This window comes from Granulicoccus phenolivorans DSM 17626 = NBRC 107789 = JCM 15570 (assembly GCF_000423085.1).
Taxonomy (GTDB): domain Bacteria; phylum Actinomycetota; class Actinomycetes; order Propionibacteriales; family Propionibacteriaceae; genus Granulicoccus; species Granulicoccus phenolivorans.
In genome coordinates, this window is sequence record NZ_AUHH01000026.1 from 40,263 (window position 1) to 58,660 (window position 18,398).

General features: G+C 69.1%; 15 protein-coding genes. 2 read left to right on the forward strand and 13 right to left on the reverse strand.

Features of this window, described 5'->3' with window-relative positions:
* Positions 1–32: 32 nt before the first annotated feature.
* Entirely contained in the window at positions 33–629 is a 597-nt protein-coding gene (locus tag G531_RS22095; RefSeq protein WP_051215391.1) for a hypothetical protein, read from the reverse strand.
* Between the two features lie 119 nt (positions 630–748).
* On the opposite strand from G531_RS22095, the gene G531_RS0111565 reads away from it, so the two are divergent.
* A complete protein-coding gene (locus G531_RS0111565) occupies positions 749–1,732 on the forward strand; it encodes an LLM class flavin-dependent oxidoreductase (protein WP_026927381.1) in 984 nt (327 codons plus the stop codon).
* Positions 1,733–1,819: 87 nt separating this feature from the next.
* Here G531_RS0111565 and G531_RS0111570 read toward each other — a convergent pair whose 3' ends face one another.
* The 3 genes from G531_RS0111570 to G531_RS0111580 all read right to left on the reverse strand — a co-directional run bounded on the left by G531_RS0111570 (position 1,820) and on the right by G531_RS0111580 (position 5,648).
* Positions 1,820–3,052, reverse strand: coding sequence for an MFS transporter (locus tag G531_RS0111570; protein ID WP_026927382.1), 1,233 nt, complete (start codon positions 3,050–3,052; stop codon positions 1,820–1,822).
* A 32-nt stretch (positions 3,053–3,084) separates the two neighbouring features.
* Positions 3,085–3,582 carry a MarR family winged helix-turn-helix transcriptional regulator gene (locus G531_RS22100; RefSeq protein WP_051215392.1) on the reverse strand — a complete coding sequence of 166 codons (498 nt, stop codon included), beginning with the start codon at positions 3,580–3,582 and terminating at the stop codon, positions 3,085–3,087.
* A 539-nt stretch (positions 3,583–4,121) separates the two neighbouring features.
* The gene (locus tag G531_RS0111580) at positions 4,122–5,648 is read right to left on the reverse strand and encodes a DHA2 family efflux MFS transporter permease subunit (RefSeq protein WP_081684064.1); all 1,527 of its coding nucleotides are present in this window, start codon (positions 5,646–5,648) and stop codon (positions 4,122–4,124) included.
* A 124-nt stretch (positions 5,649–5,772) separates the two neighbouring features.
* Here G531_RS0111580 and G531_RS0111585 point away from each other — a divergent pair, with 124 nt between their 5' ends.
* A complete protein-coding gene (locus G531_RS0111585; protein WP_026927384.1) occupies positions 5,773–6,945 on the forward strand; it encodes an MFS transporter in 1,173 nt (390 codons plus the stop codon).
* A gap of 1 nt (position 6,946) precedes the next feature.
* Here the strand turns inward: G531_RS0111585 and G531_RS0111590 are convergent, their stop codons facing one another.
* The 9 genes from G531_RS0111590 to G531_RS22115 form a co-directional block, all read right to left on the reverse strand.
* Positions 6,947–8,230 (reverse strand): M18 family aminopeptidase, encoded by a 1,284-nt coding sequence (locus G531_RS0111590; RefSeq protein WP_026927385.1) that lies wholly within the window; start codon positions 8,228–8,230, stop codon positions 6,947–6,949.
* Positions 8,231–8,300: 70 nt separating this feature from the next.
* The gene (locus G531_RS22105; protein WP_051215393.1) at positions 8,301–9,269 is read right to left on the reverse strand and encodes a LysR family transcriptional regulator; all 969 of its coding nucleotides are present in this window, start codon (positions 9,267–9,269) and stop codon (positions 8,301–8,303) included.
* A complete protein-coding gene (locus tag G531_RS0111600; protein ID WP_026927386.1) occupies positions 9,266–10,261 on the reverse strand; it encodes a uroporphyrinogen decarboxylase family protein in 996 nt (331 codons plus the stop codon). Before G531_RS0111600 ends, G531_RS22105 begins: the two co-directional genes overlap by 4 nt.
* The gene (locus G531_RS22110; protein WP_051215395.1) at positions 10,258–12,276 is read right to left on the reverse strand and encodes a hydantoinase B/oxoprolinase family protein; all 2,019 of its coding nucleotides are present in this window, start codon (positions 12,274–12,276) and stop codon (positions 10,258–10,260) included. Before G531_RS22110 ends, G531_RS0111600 begins: the two co-directional genes overlap by 4 nt.
* Positions 12,273–14,372 carry a hydantoinase/oxoprolinase family protein gene (locus G531_RS0111610; RefSeq protein WP_026927387.1) on the reverse strand — a complete coding sequence of 700 codons (2,100 nt, stop codon included), beginning with the start codon at positions 14,370–14,372 and terminating at the stop codon, positions 12,273–12,275. The genes G531_RS22110 and G531_RS0111610 overlap by 4 nt, the downstream gene beginning before the upstream one ends.
* Positions 14,373–14,468: 96 nt before the next feature.
* On the reverse strand, positions 14,469–15,284 hold the full coding sequence (locus tag G531_RS0111615; protein ID WP_051215396.1) for an ABC transporter permease: 816 nt from the start codon (positions 15,282–15,284) through the stop codon (positions 14,469–14,471).
* Positions 15,277–16,152, reverse strand: a complete 876-nt coding sequence (locus tag G531_RS0111620; RefSeq protein WP_051215397.1) for an ABC transporter permease — start codon at positions 16,150–16,152, stop codon at positions 15,277–15,279. Before G531_RS0111620 ends, G531_RS0111615 begins: the two co-directional genes overlap by 8 nt.
* Positions 16,149–17,288 carry an ABC transporter ATP-binding protein gene (locus G531_RS0111625; RefSeq protein WP_035758638.1) on the reverse strand — a complete coding sequence of 380 codons (1,140 nt, stop codon included), beginning with the start codon at positions 17,286–17,288 and terminating at the stop codon, positions 16,149–16,151. The genes G531_RS0111620 and G531_RS0111625 overlap by 4 nt, the downstream gene beginning before the upstream one ends.
* Positions 17,285–18,253 (reverse strand): ABC transporter substrate-binding protein, encoded by a 969-nt coding sequence (locus G531_RS22115; protein ID WP_162143173.1) that lies wholly within the window; start codon positions 18,251–18,253, stop codon positions 17,285–17,287. Before G531_RS22115 ends, G531_RS0111625 begins: the two co-directional genes overlap by 4 nt.
* Between the last annotated feature and the right edge of the window lie 145 nt (positions 18,254–18,398).

Sequence of the window (18,398 nt, forward strand, 5' to 3'; positions counted from 1 at the left end):
CGACGCCGGACGCACCACTTCCCCACGGAAACTCAGCGACCGAACAGCGATCGCGCCACCGGCACGGTGAGAACCGCGATGGTGAGCGCCATCAGCACTCCAGCCAGTACATACAGCGTGGCGATGAGCGGGATCGGGGTGGACTCATCGACCAGCGGCGACGGTGCCGCGGTCCACAGCACGGCCACCAGCCACGCCCCCATGTTGATCGGAACCCACCGAAACGTTCCGCGCCGATGCAGCGCCAGCCACTGCGCCATCGGGATCGCCCCCAGCAGGACCACCGCCCCCACCGCGAACACCACGACCGCGCCCACCGAGTCCGGGCCGAAGCCGACCGTGCTGGGCAGCATGCCCAACAGCCAGGCCAGCGCGGCCCCGGCTGCGGTGGCCGCGGTCCAGCGGCCGAGAGGTGGCCGATGATGGGTCATCGCGGCGTACTGTCCGCTCGCCAGCGCCGCTCCCTCCACCGCACCGGCGGCGACCGCGAGCAGCAACCGCTGCACATCATCGACCCGCAACAGGATGGCCGTGATCGCGGTCGCGGTCGCCACGGCGAAGCCGATTGCCTCACCGATCGAGACCGCGACGATCCACCGGCACCCGAACCTTCGCTCGGCCCTCCCCATATTGCAAGCATGTCACCGCACTGACCCGCCGGGCTCGGCACCCCGATCCGTTCAGCCGCGAGCGTACGCCGGCATCTCGGGACCGGCGTCGGGCGACCGCACAACTACAGTGAGGCACTATGCGCCTGTCTGTTCTTGACCTTGCCCCGGTGGATCCCGGCACCAGCTTCGAATCGGCCCTCTCCGACATCGTGACCCTCGCCCAGCACGCGGAGACGCGCGGCTACGAACGGGTCTGGTACGCCGAGCACCACAACATGGCCGAGATCGCCTCCAGCGCCACTTCGGTCCTGATCGCCCACGTGGCCGCGAACACCGCCACGATCCGGCTGGGCTCGGGCGGCGTGATGCTGCCCAACCATTCCCCGCTGGTCATCGCCGAGCAGTTCGGAACGCTGGCCGCGCTGCACCCGAACCGGATCGATCTCGGTCTGGGCCGCGCCCCGGGCACCGATCAGCGCACGGTCCGCGCGCTGCGCCGGGCCCCCGAGGCGGCCGAACAGTTCCCCTCCGACGTGGTCGAACTGCAGCGGCTGCTGGCCGGGGAGTCCCCGATGATGGGGGTGAAGGCGTCCCCGGTGGCGCAGACTCCGCCGCCGCTGTACATCCTGGGCTCCTCGCTGTTCGGCGCCAGCCTGGCCGCCCACCTGGGCCTGCCGTACGCCTTCGCCTCGCACTTCGCCCCCGACATGCTGACTCAGGCCCTGATGGAGTATCGCCGGAATTTCCGCCCGTCGGCGCAGCTGGCCCAGCCGTACGCCATCGTCGGCGCCAACGTGATCGCCGCCGCGGACCCGGCGGAGGCCGCGGCAATGGAGCACTCGGTGCTGCGCAACCGGGTACGCCGGTTCATCTCCCGCGGTCCCGGCGCGCGGCCGTTCACCGAGGAGGAGCTGGACCTGGTGATGGACACCCCGCAGGGTCAGCAGATTGCCGGCATGATGCGCGTCCGCGCGGTCGGCGACGGGGCGGCCGTACGCGCCGGGCTCGAGTCGATCCAGCAGGCCACCGACGCCGACGAGATCATGATCGCCTTCCACGGCCGCACCCCCGCCGAACGCTTGACCGGGCTGGAACTGACCGCCGACGCCCTGCTGGGCTGACCCGACCCCCGACCCCCGACCAGCGAAAAACAGGCGGACCCGGCACTGGGCCGGGTCCGCCTGTCTGGGTGTTGGCAGAACTGCGGGTCAGTCGTCACCGAGGGTGATGGCCAGCGCCTCGTCCTCCGCGGTGGTGTGCGGCTGCTCCAGGTGGGTCAGGTGCCGCGCCCCCACGGTCAGCATCACGATGGCGATGACCAGCGACACCGCGGCCATCGCGTACGGGGCCCAGACGGTGGTGGCGGCCGCGACCGGTCCGGCGACCGCCGGGGCGATCGCGCCACCGAGGAAGCGCATGCCGGAGTAGGTGGAAGAGGCCACCTGCCGGGGCAGGTCGGTGGCGTCCATGACGGCCTCGGTCAGCGCGGTGTTCAGAATGCCGAGCACCAGACCCGAGATCACGATCAGGGTCACCATCCCGGCCAGGCTGTGCACCTCGAAGCAGAACACGATGAACAGCACGACCAGCGCGGTGAAGCAGCCGTACAGCACCTTGCGCAGGCCGAAGGCGCGGGTGAGCCGCGGCGCGATCAGGACCGAGGAGATGGCCACGGCCAGCCCCCAGCCGAAGAAGACCAGGCCGAGTTGCTGCGGACCGAACTCCAGGCCCTGGGCCTTGGCCGCGGCCTCGACCGGGTAGGGGCTGTAGGCGAGCAGGATGAAGAAGCCGAAGTTGTAGAACAGGGCGGTGAGGGCCAGCGACCGCAGGGCCGGGTTGCGCAGCGCGGTGAAGCCGGCCAGCCAGGAGACCTTCTCCTTGTGCTGGTCCGCGGCTCCCTTGCCGAGCAGGGTGATGATCGCGATGAAGCCGATGGCCATCAGCACCGCGGTGCCGAAGAACGGGGCCGACCAGTGCAGCGAGCCGAGTGCGCCGCCGACCAGCGGGCCGACTGCCAGACCGACACCCAGCGCCGCCTCGTAGAGCATGATCGCGGTGGCACTACCACCCGAGGCCGATCCCACGATCGCGGCCAGCGCGGTCGAGATGAACAGCGCATTGCCGAAGCCCCATCCGCCCCGGAACAGCAGCATCAGGTCGACCGACCCGGAGAATCCACACAGGGCGGCGAACACGACGATCAGCCCGAGACCGAGCAGCAGCGTCTTCTTGGTACCCAGCCGGGACGCGATCGCGCCGGCGAAAAACATCACGAACGCAGTCACCAGCAGATAAGAGGTGAACAGCAGCATCGTCTGCGCTGCGGTGGCGCCCAGTTCCCGACTGATCGTGGGCAGGATCGGATCGACCAGGCCGATCCCCATGAACGAGACGGTGGAGGCGAAGGCAATCGCCCACACCGCGAGCGGTTGCCGAAGCAGACTCGATTTCTTCTTTTCGGTGGTTGCGGAACTCACAGGTCCTTCTTTCGTGCGCTGTCGGCTCCGGTCGAGTCGGCATGGTTGGGGTGGATGGCTCCGAGAGCGATGTGTTTGGTGGTGAGTCGTTCGAGGATCCCGAGCGCCCGTACCAGGTCGGCGCGCTCGTCGGTGGTCAGCTCGTCCAGTTCGGGGGCGACGGTCGCCGCCAGGGCGCGGTGGTACCGGGCCAGGACCGAGGCCCCGGACTCGGTCATCTCGACCACGGTGGCCCGGGCATCGGTGGGATCGGCGCACCGGACGACATGCCCCTCCTGCTCGAGGCTCTTCACCGCGGCGGTCACGCCGGGTTGGGTGGTGCTCTCGAGATGCGCGAGGGTCCCCACGCGGAGCGGGCCCCGGGTGTCCAGCTGGGACAGCAGGCGCATCGCCAGGACTGCGCTGCGGGCCGCCCCGGAGGCGTACGCAGCGGTGCGGGCGAACCGGGAGCAGCCGATCACCAGTCGGGTTGCCAGGTCGTCGTTCTCACTCACCCCAGAACTGTATCACATATTTATATAAAATGCTTATCTATCTTGCTGAGGGTGGGCTGTGGGTGTGTATAGGAGTCGCAGCAGGGGCGGCGCGGGCGGGGTGCGAGGGCGGGGGGCCGGCGCGGGCAGGGGGGCGCGGCAAGGGCCGGGCACGACGGCGCGGGCCGGGAGGGCGGGCCGGGCGGCGCGGCGCGGGCCGGGCGGCGCGGCGCGGGCCGGGCGGCGCGGCGCGGCGAGGGCTCAGGTTGGTACCTGCCGCGACAGTTCGGTCCATTCCGCGACGGTTAAGTCCGCGCCGTCGCCTCCCGCGACAGGTTCGACCTTGCCGCGACGCCAAAAGCGTCCCGCGGGTGGTGCGCCGGGTGCACGAAGCAAGTTCGGATGCGGGAGGAATTCAACCATCGCGGGAAGCGGGTGCTCCGCACCTTCCATCGCGGGAAGCGGCCCGCCCGACCGCACCATCGCGGGAAGCGTCCCGCCCGACCGAACCATCGCGGGAAGCCCCGTCAACGTCCGCCCCCCGAGCCAGTCGCCCGGGGTTACGCGCTGACCGGCGGGCCCGCCGCGGGGGCCGGCGTACGCAGCGCCCCCGGCCTGGCGTAGAACAGGGCAATCACCGCGACCAGCGTCAGCAGTACGCCGGGCAGCAGCAAGGACTCGCCCATCCCGCGACTGAACGGTTCGGCCAGCGCCGGCGGGATGCGTCCACCGCCCTCCCCCACCTGCGCCGGTACGCCGGGCAGGTGGACCGCCAGCCGGGCCTCCATCATGGCGGCGATCGCGGCCGAGCCGATCACCGCGCCGAGCTGGCGGGTGGCGTTGTACACCCCGGACCCGGCGCCGGCCATCTCGCGCGGCAGGTTGCGGGTGGTGGTCACCGAGTTCGGCCCCCAGAAGCAGGCGCCGCCCACCCCCTGGATCGCCGAGGGAATCAGCAGTTGCCAGAATCGGGTGTCGGCATGGCTCAGCGCGGCGTACCCGAAGACCGCCACCGCCTGCAGCGCTGCCCCGACCAGTACGAACCAGCCCGGGCTGATCCGGTTCAGCATCCGCCCCACCTGGGGCGCCAGGATGATCTGGACCACCGCCATCGGCGCCATCGTCAGCGCGGCCACGGTCGGGGAATAGCCGAGGACGCTCTGGGTGAACAACATGATCGGGAACGTCTGCGCGGTGATCGCGGCGCCGGTCAGGGCGATGTTCACATTGGCCAGGGTGAAGTTGCGATCCCGGAACAGGTTCAGCGGCAGCAGCGGTTCACCGGTGTTGCGCGACTGCCAGAACACGAATGCCGCCATCACCACCACCCCGGCGGCGATCACCTGCCAGACCTGGATCGGTCCCCACAGGGCGCCCCACTGGTGGCTCTGCCCCTCCTGCAGCCCGTAGACGATCAGGAACAGACCGATGCCACTGAGGGCGATTCCCAGCCAGTCGAAGGAGTGCGCGTGGGTGGTCAACCGCGGGGCCAGGCGCACGGTGAGGACGAAGGCAACCACCCCGACCGGCACATTGATGAAGAAGATCCACGACCAACCCGCGATGTCGGTGAGCACCCCACCCAGCAGCGGCCCGACCAGCACGGCAACGCCGGCCACCGAGCCCCACACCCCCATCGCGGCGCCCCGGCGCTCCGGCGGGAACAAGCGGGTGATCAGCGTCATCGGCTGCGGTGACATCGCCGACGCGCCCAGGCCCTGCGCGATCCGGGCGATGATCAGACCCTCGATATTGCCGGCCAGACCGCACCACAGCGAACTGCCGATGAACACCACCAACCCGACCAGGAACACCCGGCGCGGCCCGAAGCGATCCCCCAGGCGCCCGGTCAGGAGCAACGGCACCGCGAAGGCCAGCAGGTACGCCGAGGTCACCCAGATCACCTGGGAGATGTCGGCCTGCAGATCGCGCATGATGTGCGGCGTCGCCACCGACACGATCGTGGAATCCAGCAGGATCATGAAGAAGCCGAGGATCATCGCCCACAGCGCCCGCCACGGATGACCGGCCCGGGGATCGGTCTCCCCGCTGGGCAGGACCGGGCCCGGCCCCGTTGCGTCGACCATGGCCGCCTCCCGATACATCCTTCGCACACCCTATCCGGGAGCACGGACACCGGCTCCGGTTTGCCGGGCCCCACCGCCGCTGTCCGCTCGTTGTTTGCCGATCCCCGGGACTAGGCTGCAGCCAGTGACGACCCACCCCCTGTTGCGCGCCCGGATCGGGATCTCCCTGGTCTTCTCGATCAACGGCGCCATCTTTGCCAATCTGCTCCCGCGCTACCCCCAGATCAAAGAATCCCTCGGCATGTCCGACACCCTGTTCGGGCTGGTGGTCGCCTGCGTGGCGGTCGGCTCGCTGCTGTCGTCCACCATCCCCGGTCCGTTGGTACGCCGCTTCGGCGCCCGCGCGGTGTACACCGTCGGCACCGCGGGGATGGGTGCGGCCACGGTCGCGGTGGGACTGGGCGCCCATCCGGCGGTGATGGCGCTGGCGCTGTTGTGCCTGGGCTTCCTGGACGCCTGCGTCGACGTGGCCCAGAACGTGGAGGGCATTCGGATCGAGAATGCCTACGGCAAGTCCCTGATCAACTCGATGCATGCGCTGTGGAGCGCCGGCGCGACCGTCGGGGGGATCACCGGCACCTTCGCCGCCAGCCAGGGCGTACCGGTCTGGCTGCACATGCTGGTGGTGGGTCTGATCGGGCTCGGCGTCACGGTGTTCGGTGGCTGGTTGGCGCGGATGCCGCAGCGGGAGCCGCTGCGCGAGGATCACCACGAGTCGATGTCACTGAAGGCGGTCGCCTGGAAGCTGGTGCTGCCGCTGGCGCTGATCGCGATGGCCGGCAGCCTGGTGGAGGACGTCGGGAACAACTGGGCCGCGCTGTATCTGAACCAGTTCGGTGGGGTCTCCCTCGGCGCGGCCGGCGTCGGCTACGTGATCATGGTGGGCAGCCAGTTCGTCGGACGCTGGCTCGGTGATCCGATGGTCGACCGGTTCGGCGGGGTGCGAATGGCGCGCGCGGGTGGGGTCCTGATCGGTGCCGGCGGCGTACTCATGGTCGCGGTGCCGACCCCGGTGACGATCGGGGTCGGGTTCGCGCTGTGCGGCTTCGGCTGCGCCACCCTGGTGCCGGGCGCGTTCGCCGCCGCCGAACGGGTCCCCGGCCTGAAGGAGGGCGCCGGGGTCACCGTGGTCGGCTGGTTCCTGCGGCTCAGCTTCCTGCTGATGTCCCCGCTGATCGGGACCATCTCCGATGCCAGCAACCTCCGCTTCGGCATCGCGGTACTCATTCCGGTCGCCCTGCTGGTGATCTTCCTGGCCCCGGCCCTGCGTACCCGGGGCGCCCGGCAGCCCGGCTGACTCAGGCCCCGGAGTAGTACGCCTGCAGCGCCCGGGTGAAGAAGTAGAGGTCGTCGACCCCGGCCATCTCCCGGATCGAGTGCATCGACAGCAGCGGTACGCCGACATCGACGGTCCGGATCCCCAGCCGGGTCGCGGTGATCGGGCCGATCGTGGATCCGCAGGGCACATCGTTGTTGGACACGAAGGTCTGCATCGGTACTCCCGCGATCGCGCAACTGCGTCGCCACAGGGTCTCCCCCTCCGCGTCGGAGGCGTAGCGCTGGTTGGCGTTGACCTTGAGCAGCGGTCCCTCGTTCAGCAGCGGGCGATTCACCGGATCGTGCATCTGGGCGTAGTTCGGGTGCACCGCGTGCCCGGCATCGGCGGAGACGCAACTGGAGCGGGCCAACATCTGCTGGAACTGCTCCTCCCCCGCCCCGAGCGCCAGGGCGGTGCGGCGCAGCACCGATTCCAGGATCGGCCCGCTCGCGCCCGAGCGGGTCTGCGAGCCGACCTCTTCGTGGTCGAAGGCGGCCAGCACGGCGATGTCCTCGCCGTCGGCGGCGTTCAGCAGCGCCACCAGCCCGGCGTGCACGCTGGACAGGTTGTCAAGCCGGGCGGAGGCGAAGAATTCCTCGTCGGCGCCGAAGGTACGCGGGCGCTGGGTGTCGAAGAGCACCAGATCGTGTCCGGCCACGTCGTCGGCGGTCAGCTCGGCCTCGGCCACGTACTCGCAGATCACGTCGAGCAGGGTCAGGTCCGGACGGCGTACCGAATAGATCGGGGCGGTGTGGGCCTGCTTGCCCAGCTTGAGGCCCTCCTCGTTCACGCTGCGGTTCAGGTGGATCGCCAGCTGCGGGATCCGGAGCAGGGAGTCGGTGGCAACCAGGTGGGTCTGCCCCGAGCGCGCCACCAACCGGCCGGCGGCCCCGAGTTCCCGGTCGGTCCACGATGCGATCAGCGGCCCGCCGTAGATCTCCACCCCGGCCTGCTGCCAGCCCGCCGCGCCGTAGGTGGGATCCGGCTTGAGTTTGAACGTCGGCGAATCGGTGTGCGCCCCGACGATCCGGAACCCCGCCCCCGGTCCGGCACCGGCCGGAACCCGCCACGCGACGACCGCCCCGTCCCGGACCAGATAGTGACCGCCCGGCCCGGCAGCCCAGTCGGCGGCCTCGTCCTGCTCGGTATAGCCGGCCGCCTGGAGCAGGCGGGCCACATTCGCGGCGGCGTGATACGGGCTCGGGGAGGCCGCGACGAACGCGGCCAGATCGGCCACGTGGTGCGGACTGTCGGCGTGCGGCATGGGGTCATCATGTCACTGGAGCCCTGACCGCGGCACCCGATCCGGCCCCGGGCTCACTGCCGGCCCGACCTCAGCCGTCGAGGAGCCCCGCCCGTCGCGCCGTCAGCAGCACCTCGGAAGCAAACCGGCCCAGCACCCGCCGGGCGTCGTGCTGGTGAGTGACCAAGCTGACATTACGTAGCGGCTGGTCGATCACCGGTCGGGCGACCACACCCGGACGCTGGTATGTACGCAGCGTCATCTCCGAGATCAGGGCCATCCCCATCCCCGATCCGACCAGTTGTTGCACAACCAGCTGGTCCTCCGAGGTATGGCGGATAGCCGGGGCGAAACCGTGCCGTTCACCGAAGTTGACCAGGTTCGCCTGACACCACAGGCAGCCGGAGATCCAGTTTTCGCCGGCCAATTCGGAGGCATCCAGGGCACGGTCCGGCTCGGCAGCCAGCCGATGCTGCTCGGACATCGCGACCAGCAGCGGATCCCGCCCGAGGAGCCGACGCCGGACTCGTCCGGAGGCGCCCAGGTCGAGTTCGTCTTCCTGGTGCTCGAAGACCAGAGCCACATCGACCTGACCTTCCACCAAGGCCTCCACCGCGACCGGCGGCTCCATGTCGATGACGCGGACGTCCAGTTCCGGCACCGCCGCGACCAGGGAAGCCACCGCCGGCGCGACCAGTGCGGAGGAGCCGCTGGGGAAGCTCGCAACCGTGAGCCGAGTCGCGGTACGCCGCACCGCATCCCGCAGTGCGGCTCGGGCCACCAGGAGTCGCCCGGCAATCGCATCGGCATGACCGAGCAGGACCTCACCGGCCGGCGTCAGCGTGATTCCCCGAGCGTGCCGGCGGACCAGGGCGGTGCCGGCTTCCTTCTCCAACCTGCGCAGTTGCTGGCCGAGGGCCGGCTGCGTCCAGCCCAACTTGCGGGCAGCCGCCGAGATGGAGCCCATCCGGGCCACCTCGCGGAAGGTCAGGACCAGTTTCGGATCGAGGGCGCCGGCGGAGTCCCCGGTCCGATCCGGGGTGGGGTCATCTTGGCTCATGGGCGCAGCGCTGACAGCCCGGCGTCGGTGACCTGCGAGGAGAGGATGCTGCAGGTGGGGGCCACCAGGACCGGCCGGGTACGGCCCAGTTCGGCGGCGTCACGGCTCTGCGCGGCGATCACCTCGGGCTCGGTGAACCGACGGTGATCGACACCGCCGACGACCACCGGCGCAGCCAGCTCGGCCAGGCCCGGGTTGCCCGGCAGGAACTGGTCCCAACTGATCGCGGCTCCCCAGTGGGTCAACCGCTCCGCGCGGGAGTGTTCCCCGCACGTGTGCACGATCGTGGCCAGTCCGGACATCTCCTCCAGGATCTCCAGGTCGTAGGGCTCGGAGAATCCGACGAAATCCGCCTCCGAGGTGATCTGGGGATTCAACGTACCGGTCACCGCATAGAACAGACCCGCGACGCCGACGCCGCGCAACCTGCCCAGGTAGCCCAAATAGGTGTCGGTGATCGCCCGCAGCGCCCGGTGCGTCAGTCCCGGGTCCCCGCCGAGGAGGGTGGCCAGGTCCAGGTCACCGGTGGCCCCGAAGACCGGCTTGCCCGCGTAATAGCTCAGGCCTGCGGCCTGGATCAGGGTGCTCAGCGGTGAGAACAGGGTCTGGATCACCGGCAATTCGGGGGCCAGCCGGACCGTGTCGGCGACCAACTGCACCTGCTCGGTCAGCACCGGCGAATCCGACCGGACGCCGACCGCGGCCAGGTCGGCCACCGCATCGATCGCGACACCGGTCTGGCGTGGGATGTCGCGCACTTCGTAGTCGCCGGTGCGGTACTGGTTGCCCCAGATCTCGGCGTAGTAGGTGGCGCGGGGATTGACCTTGATCCAATCCCATTCCCAGCGATGGGCGAAATCAGCGGTCCACTGGGCCAGCGGGCCGCCGGGGTATTCGCTGTCGCGATGATGACCCCACGCTGTCACCGGCGCCCGATCGGGGATCTCCCCGGCGATCACGGCGGCAAAGCGGTCTCGGGATGTCCAACTCATCTTGCGTTCTCCTGATCGTCTTTTGTTTCCGTGCGCTGTTCCAGCGCCTCCACCAGCCGCTCGAACTGCCGTGCGGCAGCGGCCTGCGCGGTCGCCCCGGCCGCCACCCGGGGAAACCCCTCGGGAAGCGCGTCGAGTACTTGGCCGACCAACGTAACCTTGCGGGCGTTGCGCTGGTGCGTGCCGCCGGCGAACAGGGCCCGGACCATCCGGTCCCACACCTCGGTGGCGAACACCCGGTCGAAACGTTCCCGTTCCGGGCCGGCCTCCCCCCAGGGGCGGGCCGGCATGCTGCGGTGTTCCTCGGTGGCGACGCGATCGACCGCCCCGTCGGCCCCGAGGATCACGCCATAGTCGCGCTCGGCGGCGGCGACACTGACCTTGCCACGGGCCACGTCCTCGCAGACGGTGGCCACATCGCGTTCGAAGGGATGACCGTAGCCACCGGCGCCGGAGGTCAGCAGAGTGACCGTGTCTCCGGGAGCCAGCGCAATGACGTCGACGATCGACGGCCGCTGTTCGTTGGCGGTACCCTCGTTGATCACCATCCGTGTCGGCAGCCCCGGCTGGCCGCCAGCGTACCCCCAGGGACGGAAGCTGACCCGTTCCATCCCGCGCGCCAGCAACGAACACGGTCGCAGCGCCTCGAAGGTGAGGGCCAGCCCGGTTCCGCCACGCCAACGACCCGGCCCGCCGGAGTCCGGCCGCAGCGCGTAGCGCAGCACGCGTACGCAGACTTCGGACTCGACGGTCTCGACCGGGTTGTTCGCCAGGTTGGAGATACCGGAATCGCGCCCGTCCACCCCGTCGGCACCGAGCCGGGCACCGGTTCCCCCGACCATCGGCTCGACCACCTGGACGTACTCCCGCTCCCCGCGGGTCTCGGCCACCACCACCGGGACGACCAGGCCGCTGCTGGCCGCGGGCAAGGTTTCGGGGGCCAACTGGATCAGGGCGGCCGACAGTACATCGTTGACGCGCGAGGCAGTCGCGTGCCGGACCCCGGTCGCTGCCGGATAGTCGGCGTTGACCACCGTCCCCCGGGCAGCGCGCAGGGTGACCGGTCGCATGAGTCCGCCGTTGAGCGGCATGGTTGGATCCAGAGTCATCACCAGCCCGAGGATCCGGGTGGTCAGCCAGGCATGAGTGGTACCGAAGCTGGCGATGTTCAGCGCGGCCTGCACCTGCGGATCGGTGCCGTCGAAATCGACGGTGAGCAGACCGTCGGCCAGGGTCACGGAGATGCTGATCCGGACCGGGACGTTGCTCAACGCGTCGCTGTCCAGGTAGTCCACCGCCCGCGCGGACCCATCCCCCAAGCTGCGCAGCGCCGCCCGGGACTTGGCCGCGGCCCGATCGAGCAGGTAGCCCGAAGCCTCCAGAAAGACCGCGACGCCCTGACCGGTGGCCAGTTCGGTGACACGACGTCGGCCGGTCGCCAGGGCCCCGAGCATGGCTTGGAAGTCGCCCTCATTGGCGTCCGGGGTGCGGGTGTTGCGCTGCAGCAGTTCGCTGACGTCATTCACCATCCGTCCGCCGCGGACGAACTTCACCGGCGGGATCTGCAGGCCCTCGGCGAAGATGCTGGTGTTGAAGGGACTCACCGAGGATGGTACCCGGCCGCCGATGTCGGAGATGTGTACAAAGGCCCAGCCGTAGGCGACAATCTCGCCATTGACGAAGTAGGGCTCGATCATCTGGATGTCGGGCAGGTGGGTGGACAGCCCACCGGTGGTGAACGGATCGTTGGTGACGATCACATCGCCAGGCTGCAGCGGGTCACGGTCGTGGACCCGGGCCACCGCGGTGGCAATGTTGAGCCCGACGAATCCGGACACCCCGATCGCATTGGGATAGGCGATGAAGTTGCCGTCACGGTCGGCGATGGCGCAGGCGAAGTCGGCGGTTTCTTTGACGTAGAGACTGCGCGAGGTGCGTTGCAGGGTGAGGCACATCTCCTCGGTGAGCGCTGCGAGCTTGGCCCCGAGAATCTGCAGATCGGTTGTCGCGGTCATCGCGATCCTTCCTTGGCCAGTTCCAGGTCCCGGTTGGGCAGACGCTGCAGCGTCCAGCCGGTCGGGACGACGATGGTGGTATCACTGTGCTCGACGATGGCCGGGCCGGAGGTGACCGCACCGATAGCGAGGTCCCCGTAGTCGAGGACAGCGGCTTCGACCCACTGGCCACGCTCGTTGACTCGACGATAGGTCCGGGGCGCGGGCCGGGCCTCGCTGCGTGGCCGGGGTTCCTCCCCGGCCATTGCCACGGTCGCTCCGATGATCGCTATCCGGAGGGTGCCGACCTCGAGCACGGAGTCGGTATGGACGAAGCCGTAGCGCAGTTCGTGCTCGTCGTTGAAGGTGCGACGGATCAGGTCGGCGTCCAGCACCCGGGTCACCCGACCCGAGGCGAGGTCGCTCAGACCGATCTCCCCCAGCGCGACCGACAGTTCGTATGCCTGGCCGGGGTAGCGCATGTCCAGACTGACCTGCACGGTTCCCGAGGCGGGGTCATCACCGTTCGCGGCGAGCCAGGCCGCGCCCAGCTCGAGGATCTCGGCCCCGGCCCGCTGCAACTCGGCGACGGTGGCATCGTCCAACAGCGCCCGTACGCTGTGCACGTAATCGCGACGCAGCGGCGCCAGAGCGGCACCGAGCGCGCAGTAGGTGGCGGCCGCGTCGGGGACGATGAGCCGGCTGATCCCCAACTCGTCGGCGAGCAGCGTGGCATGGGTGGGCCCCGCTCCGCCGAAGGGCACCAGGGTGAAGTCGGGGGCATCCAGCGCGCGCTCGGCCAGGAGCTTCTGCAGTTCGGTCGCCATCTGGGCGGTGGTCAGCCGCAGGGCGGTGCCCGCGGCCCAAGTAGCCGGGTCGGCCACGACGATGCCGAGTTGCCCGGTGGCATCAGCGAGGGCCTCTGTGGCCAGGTCGGGGTAAAGCTGCATCGTCCCGCCGAGGAACCGGCCGGGGTCGATCATCCCGGTTGCCAGATAGGCGTCGGTGATCGCCGGCCGATCTCCCCCGAGCCCATAGCACGCCGGGCCGGGTGAGGCGCCGACCGACTCGGGGCCTACTTCCAACACCGGCTGGTCGGTGGACAGGTCGGGCCAGATCACCGAGCCACCCCCTGCCCCGATCGCGGAGACGTCGATCACCGGCAGCATCAGGGCGAGCCCCCCGACTTCGGTGGTGGTCGACAGCCGACTGTGGCCGTCGACAATGATCGAGATGTCGCTGGAGGTGCCACCCATGTCGAAGGTGATCAGATTCTGTCCTGGGTAGTGCATCCGGGCCGCCGTCACGCCGGAGGCCGGGCCGGACAGGATCGTGTCGATCGGCCGGGCGATCGCTGCCTCCACCGAGAGGCTGCCGCCGTTGGAGGCGGAGATGAACAGCGGCGCGGTCACGCCGAGACCGGTCAACCGGCGCTGGAGGTCCTCCAGGTAGCGCTTGACGGTGCCGTGGATGTGAGCACCCATCACCGCGACCAAGCATCGCTCGTACTCCCGGATCTCCGGCCACAGAGCCGCCGCCGAAATGACCTCGATAGCTCCCCCGTGCTTCGTGATGGCCCGGGCGAGTCGGCCGGCCAGTTCTTGTTCGAAGTCGGGGTTGGCGTACCCGTTGACCAGGTTGACCACCACGGTCTCCGGGGCCAGTTCGCAGATCCGCCGGGCAGTGGCGGCGAGTTCGGCGTCGTCGCTGTCTCGAACGATGCCACCTTCGGGATCCAGCCGCGCCCGGAGTTGCAGCACGTTGTCGCGGTGCACGAGGGGTTGCTGGCCCACGGCGTGGAGATTGAACGAGTCGGGCATCCGCGATCGGCCGATCTCGAGCAGGTCGGCGAACCCTTCGGTAACCGCCAGGACCACCTTGCCACCGCGGCGCTGGATGATGGCGTTGAGCCCGATCGTGGTGCCGTGGGTGACGGTGAGGATGGGGGCCTCGCCCAACTGTTCGAGCAGGTCGGCCATCCCCAGGCCGACCGCGCGGGCCGGCTCGTCGGGCGTACTGGACACCTTGTGCCGCAGGATGGGCGAACCGTCGTCGGGCACTGCGACAAAGTCGGTGAATGTGCCACCGACGTCGATGCCGATGCGATAGGCAACCATGGTGGTCCTTTCTGGCGCTGGGCGCCGAATTCTCCGCAGGCCCGATTCCGCGGACCCGATTTCACTGCCGGCCCGCCAACTCACCGAGCCGCAACCTCAGAAGGCTTTGGACAGATCGACCCACTTCGACAGCACCACCATGACCACCACGCTGAGCACCATCAGCAGAGTGGACACCGCCGCGGCAGACGGGTCGAGTTCGAACTGCACCGCCGACATGATCCGCAGTGGAACGGTCGTCGTGTTGGGGCCGGACACGAAGGTCGAGACCGCAACCTCACCCAGGGACAGCACACCGGCGAAGATGCCGCCGGCGATGATGCCCGGGCGCAACTGCGGCAGGGTCACGGTGAAGAAGACCCGCAGCGGGCCGGCGCCGAGGCTCTGCCCGGCCCGTTCCAGCATCGGATCGAGAGCTTGCACACTGATCGAGACCGTCCGGATCGCGAACGGCAGGGTGACCAGGGTGTGTGCCAGCCACAGTCCGGTGACAGTGTTCAGCACCCCCGTCCCCTGCAGGTAGGTGAGCAGGCCCAGTCCGACCATCACCTCCGAGACGATCAGCGGGGACATGAAGAAGCTGGTGAGCAGCGGCTTGGGGCGGCCCCGATGCAGGCCGTACGCGGTCAGGGTCGCCAGGATCACCACCGACGGGATCGTGAGGACCGCAACCAGGACCGACAACTGGATGGACACCAACCAGTCCGGACTGGTCAGCACGGCTGCGTACCACCGCAGCGAGAAGCCGGACGGGGGGAACTGGGCCAACGGGGTGGGATTGAAGGAACTGCCCACCAGCGCGACCAGGGGCAGGGCCAGGAAGATCAGCACCACCAGGGCAGCCGCGCGGACTCCCGGACCGTCCCCGTAGGCCCGGATGCGACGGCGCCGGGCGGCTCGGGTCTCAGTCATGGAGCCTCCTGTCCCAAGCCCGCCCCAGCGCGCTGAGCACCAGGATCACCAGTAGGGAGATGGCGAAGAGAACGAAGCTGAGGGCCGCTGCGCCGGGCCGGTTGAACACTCGCATGGCCAGGTCGTAGACACGCAGACCGGCCAGGGGCTGGTTCGCCCCACCCACCAGCATCGGGGTGACATAAATGCCCATGGACAGTGAGAACACGATGATCGCCCCGCTTAGCAGGCCGGGGAGCGACAGTGGCAACACCACCCGTCCGAAGGTCCGCACCGGCCGGGCTCCCATCGAGGCACTGGCCCGCAGCAGGCTGTCATCGATGCGCCCCAGCGAGGTGGCCAGGGTCACCACCGCGAAGGGCAGCAGGACGTGGACGACCACCACCACGACGGTCACCGGACCGGACAGCAGATTCAGCGGCCGCTCGACCACGCCGATGCCGGTGAGCAGGCCGTTGACCAGTCCGTCGGCCGCGAGCAACGCGCGCCAGCCGAAGGAGCGCACCACCACGCTGGTCAACAGCGGGGACACCACCACGATCGTGGCGATCATCCGGAACACCTTGGACGTGGAGCGCGACAGCACCCACGCGACCGGGAAGGCCAGAACCGCACAGACGACGGTGACAATCAGCGCCATCCGCAGCGTGTACCCCAGCGCACCGGAGAAGTAGGCGGTGGTGAACACCGTCCGGTAGTTGTCCGGGCTGAATCCGGGCAGTGGTTCGTAATAGGCATCGATCGGGCGCAGGCTCAGCACGAACAGACTGACCAGCGGCACCACGAACAGCGCGATCAAAAACAGCCCCCCGGGGGCCAGCGGGAGATACTCCAGCAGGCGCCGTCGGGCACGGGTGGCCGGCTTCATCGCTCGATCACCAGCGTGGTCGTCGGATCCCACACCACCCGGACCGTAGAGCCTTCTGGCGGCGGCGTACGCCGGGGGCCGGCATCGGCGAGCTCGACGGAGAACACCTGTCCACCGTCCTCGGGGTTCCCGACCCGGACCTGCAGGTGCCAGGTACCGCCCGAGAACGCCCGCAGGAGCACCTCGCCGACCGGGAACAGGGTGGGGTCGGCGACTTCGGCGCTCGGGCCGATGACCACCGGGTCGGTGGCGCCCGGATCGGCGAGGGTGATCTGCTCGCGCCGCAGCACCACGGTGACCTCACCGTGGTGGCCGGCGGCGTTGGCCGGCAGCACCGCGCCCTCGGGGGTGACCGCCCGGCCGTCGGCGATCGTGGCCGGGATCAGGTTTCCGGCCCCGAGGAAGTCGGCGACGAACGCGGTTCGCGGTTGCCGATAGATCTCCTCGGGGGTGCCGATCTGCTCGATCTTTCCCGCGTTGAGCAGGGCCACCCGGTCGCTCATCGTGAGCGCCTCGTCCTGGTCATGGGTGACGAAGATCATCGTCGTCCCGACGGCTTTGTGGATCCGGCGCAGCTCGAACTGCATCTGCCGACGCAGCTTGGCATCCAGGTTGGAAAGCGGCTCATCGAGCAGCAGCACGCTGGGCTCGTATGCCAGGGCCCGGGCCAGCGCGACCCGTTGCTGCTGACCCCCGGAGAGTTGGCGGGGACGCCGGTCGGCGAAGTCGACCAGGTCGACCAGCGCCAGGGCCTGGTTGACCCGCCGGGTGACCGCGGCCCGAGATTCCTTGCGGACTCGCAACCCGTAGGCGATGTTCTGCGCAACCGTCAGATGGGGGAACAGAGCGTACCCCTGGAAAACCAGCCCCAGTCCGCGCCGGTACGCCGGTTCGTCGGTGACATCCCGACCGTCGACCAGCACCTGCCCGCGGCTCGCGGGGACGAAGCCGGCGATGACGTTCAGCAGGGTCGTCTTTCCGCAGCCAGAGGGGCCCAGCACCGACAGGAACTCACCGGGCTGGATGTCCAGGTGCTCCAGATCGAGGATCGTGGTGTCCCCATAGCCCGCCTGCAGATCGCGGACTGCGACGTGGCCCTGCCGTTGTCCACGATCGGCGCTGTCGCCGGTACTCACGCGAAGGTCTCGTTCCACTTCTCCTGGAGCCCGGTCAGCTGCGGCAGCACCTTTGCGTAATCGATCCAGGCAAATCCCTGGTAGACGTCATTGCCGTACTTGACCCGGCTGGCGAAGGTCTGGTCATAGGTGATTGTGGTGTTGGCCGCCGCGTACCAGGTGCCCTGGGCGAACACCTTCATGTTCTCCGGCTTGCTCATCTCGGAGAGGAATTCATAGGCAAGGTCGGAGTTGGCAGAGCCCTTGGCCAGGTAGTAGGAGGTCAGCGCGCCCACTGCACCGGATTTGGGATAGACGAAGCCCACCTGGGCACCGTTCTGCTCCATGGCGAAGGCACGACCGTCCCACCAGGGCACGATCCAGGCATCGCCATTCTGCAGGGCGGTCTGCATGGCCCCCGAGTCGGCCGGATAGGTGGAGACGCAGCCCTTGAGTCGAGTCAGGGTGTCCAGGGCCTTCTGGTTGGCTGCCGGGTCCCCCAGGCTGCCGCCCTGTTCGTGAGCAAGCCCGGCCAGCATCTCCAGACCCGGGTTGAAGGTCAGCGGCGGGAGGCCCACATGACCGCAGTACTCCGGCTTGAGCAGGTCCGACCAATCGGTCGGCGGGTTGGCGATCAGGTCCTTGCGGTAGGCGAACCCGGTGGAACCGGTGGTCAGTGGCATACCGAAGGTGGTGCCGTCGACCCCAGCGTGCTCGACCAGGACGGGGCTGAGTTCACTCCAGTTGCTGATCCGATTCGGGTCGAGGGGTTGCAGGACATTTGCCCGCGCAGCCTGCCCGCTCAGGTCGGGAGTCAGGGCCACCAGATCGTATGGCGGATTCTGGCCATTGGCCGCCCGCAGTTTGGTCAGCCATTCCGAACCGCCGCCGGGCACGAACTGGACCTTGGCGCCGGTTCGCTTCTCGAACGGCTCGACGAAGGCCTTGGTGAAGGTATCGCTCCAAGCCCCGGCGAAAGCGGTCACGGTGAGCGTCTTGCCTGCACTCGCCCCCGAGGACGGCCCGGTGTCCACACTGAAGCGCCCTGGGTCTGATGGAGACTCGCGCTATTTGATTCCGACCAGCAGGTTGCGGTCGTTGGGGACAGCATAGAACGCGTTCTCGAACTCG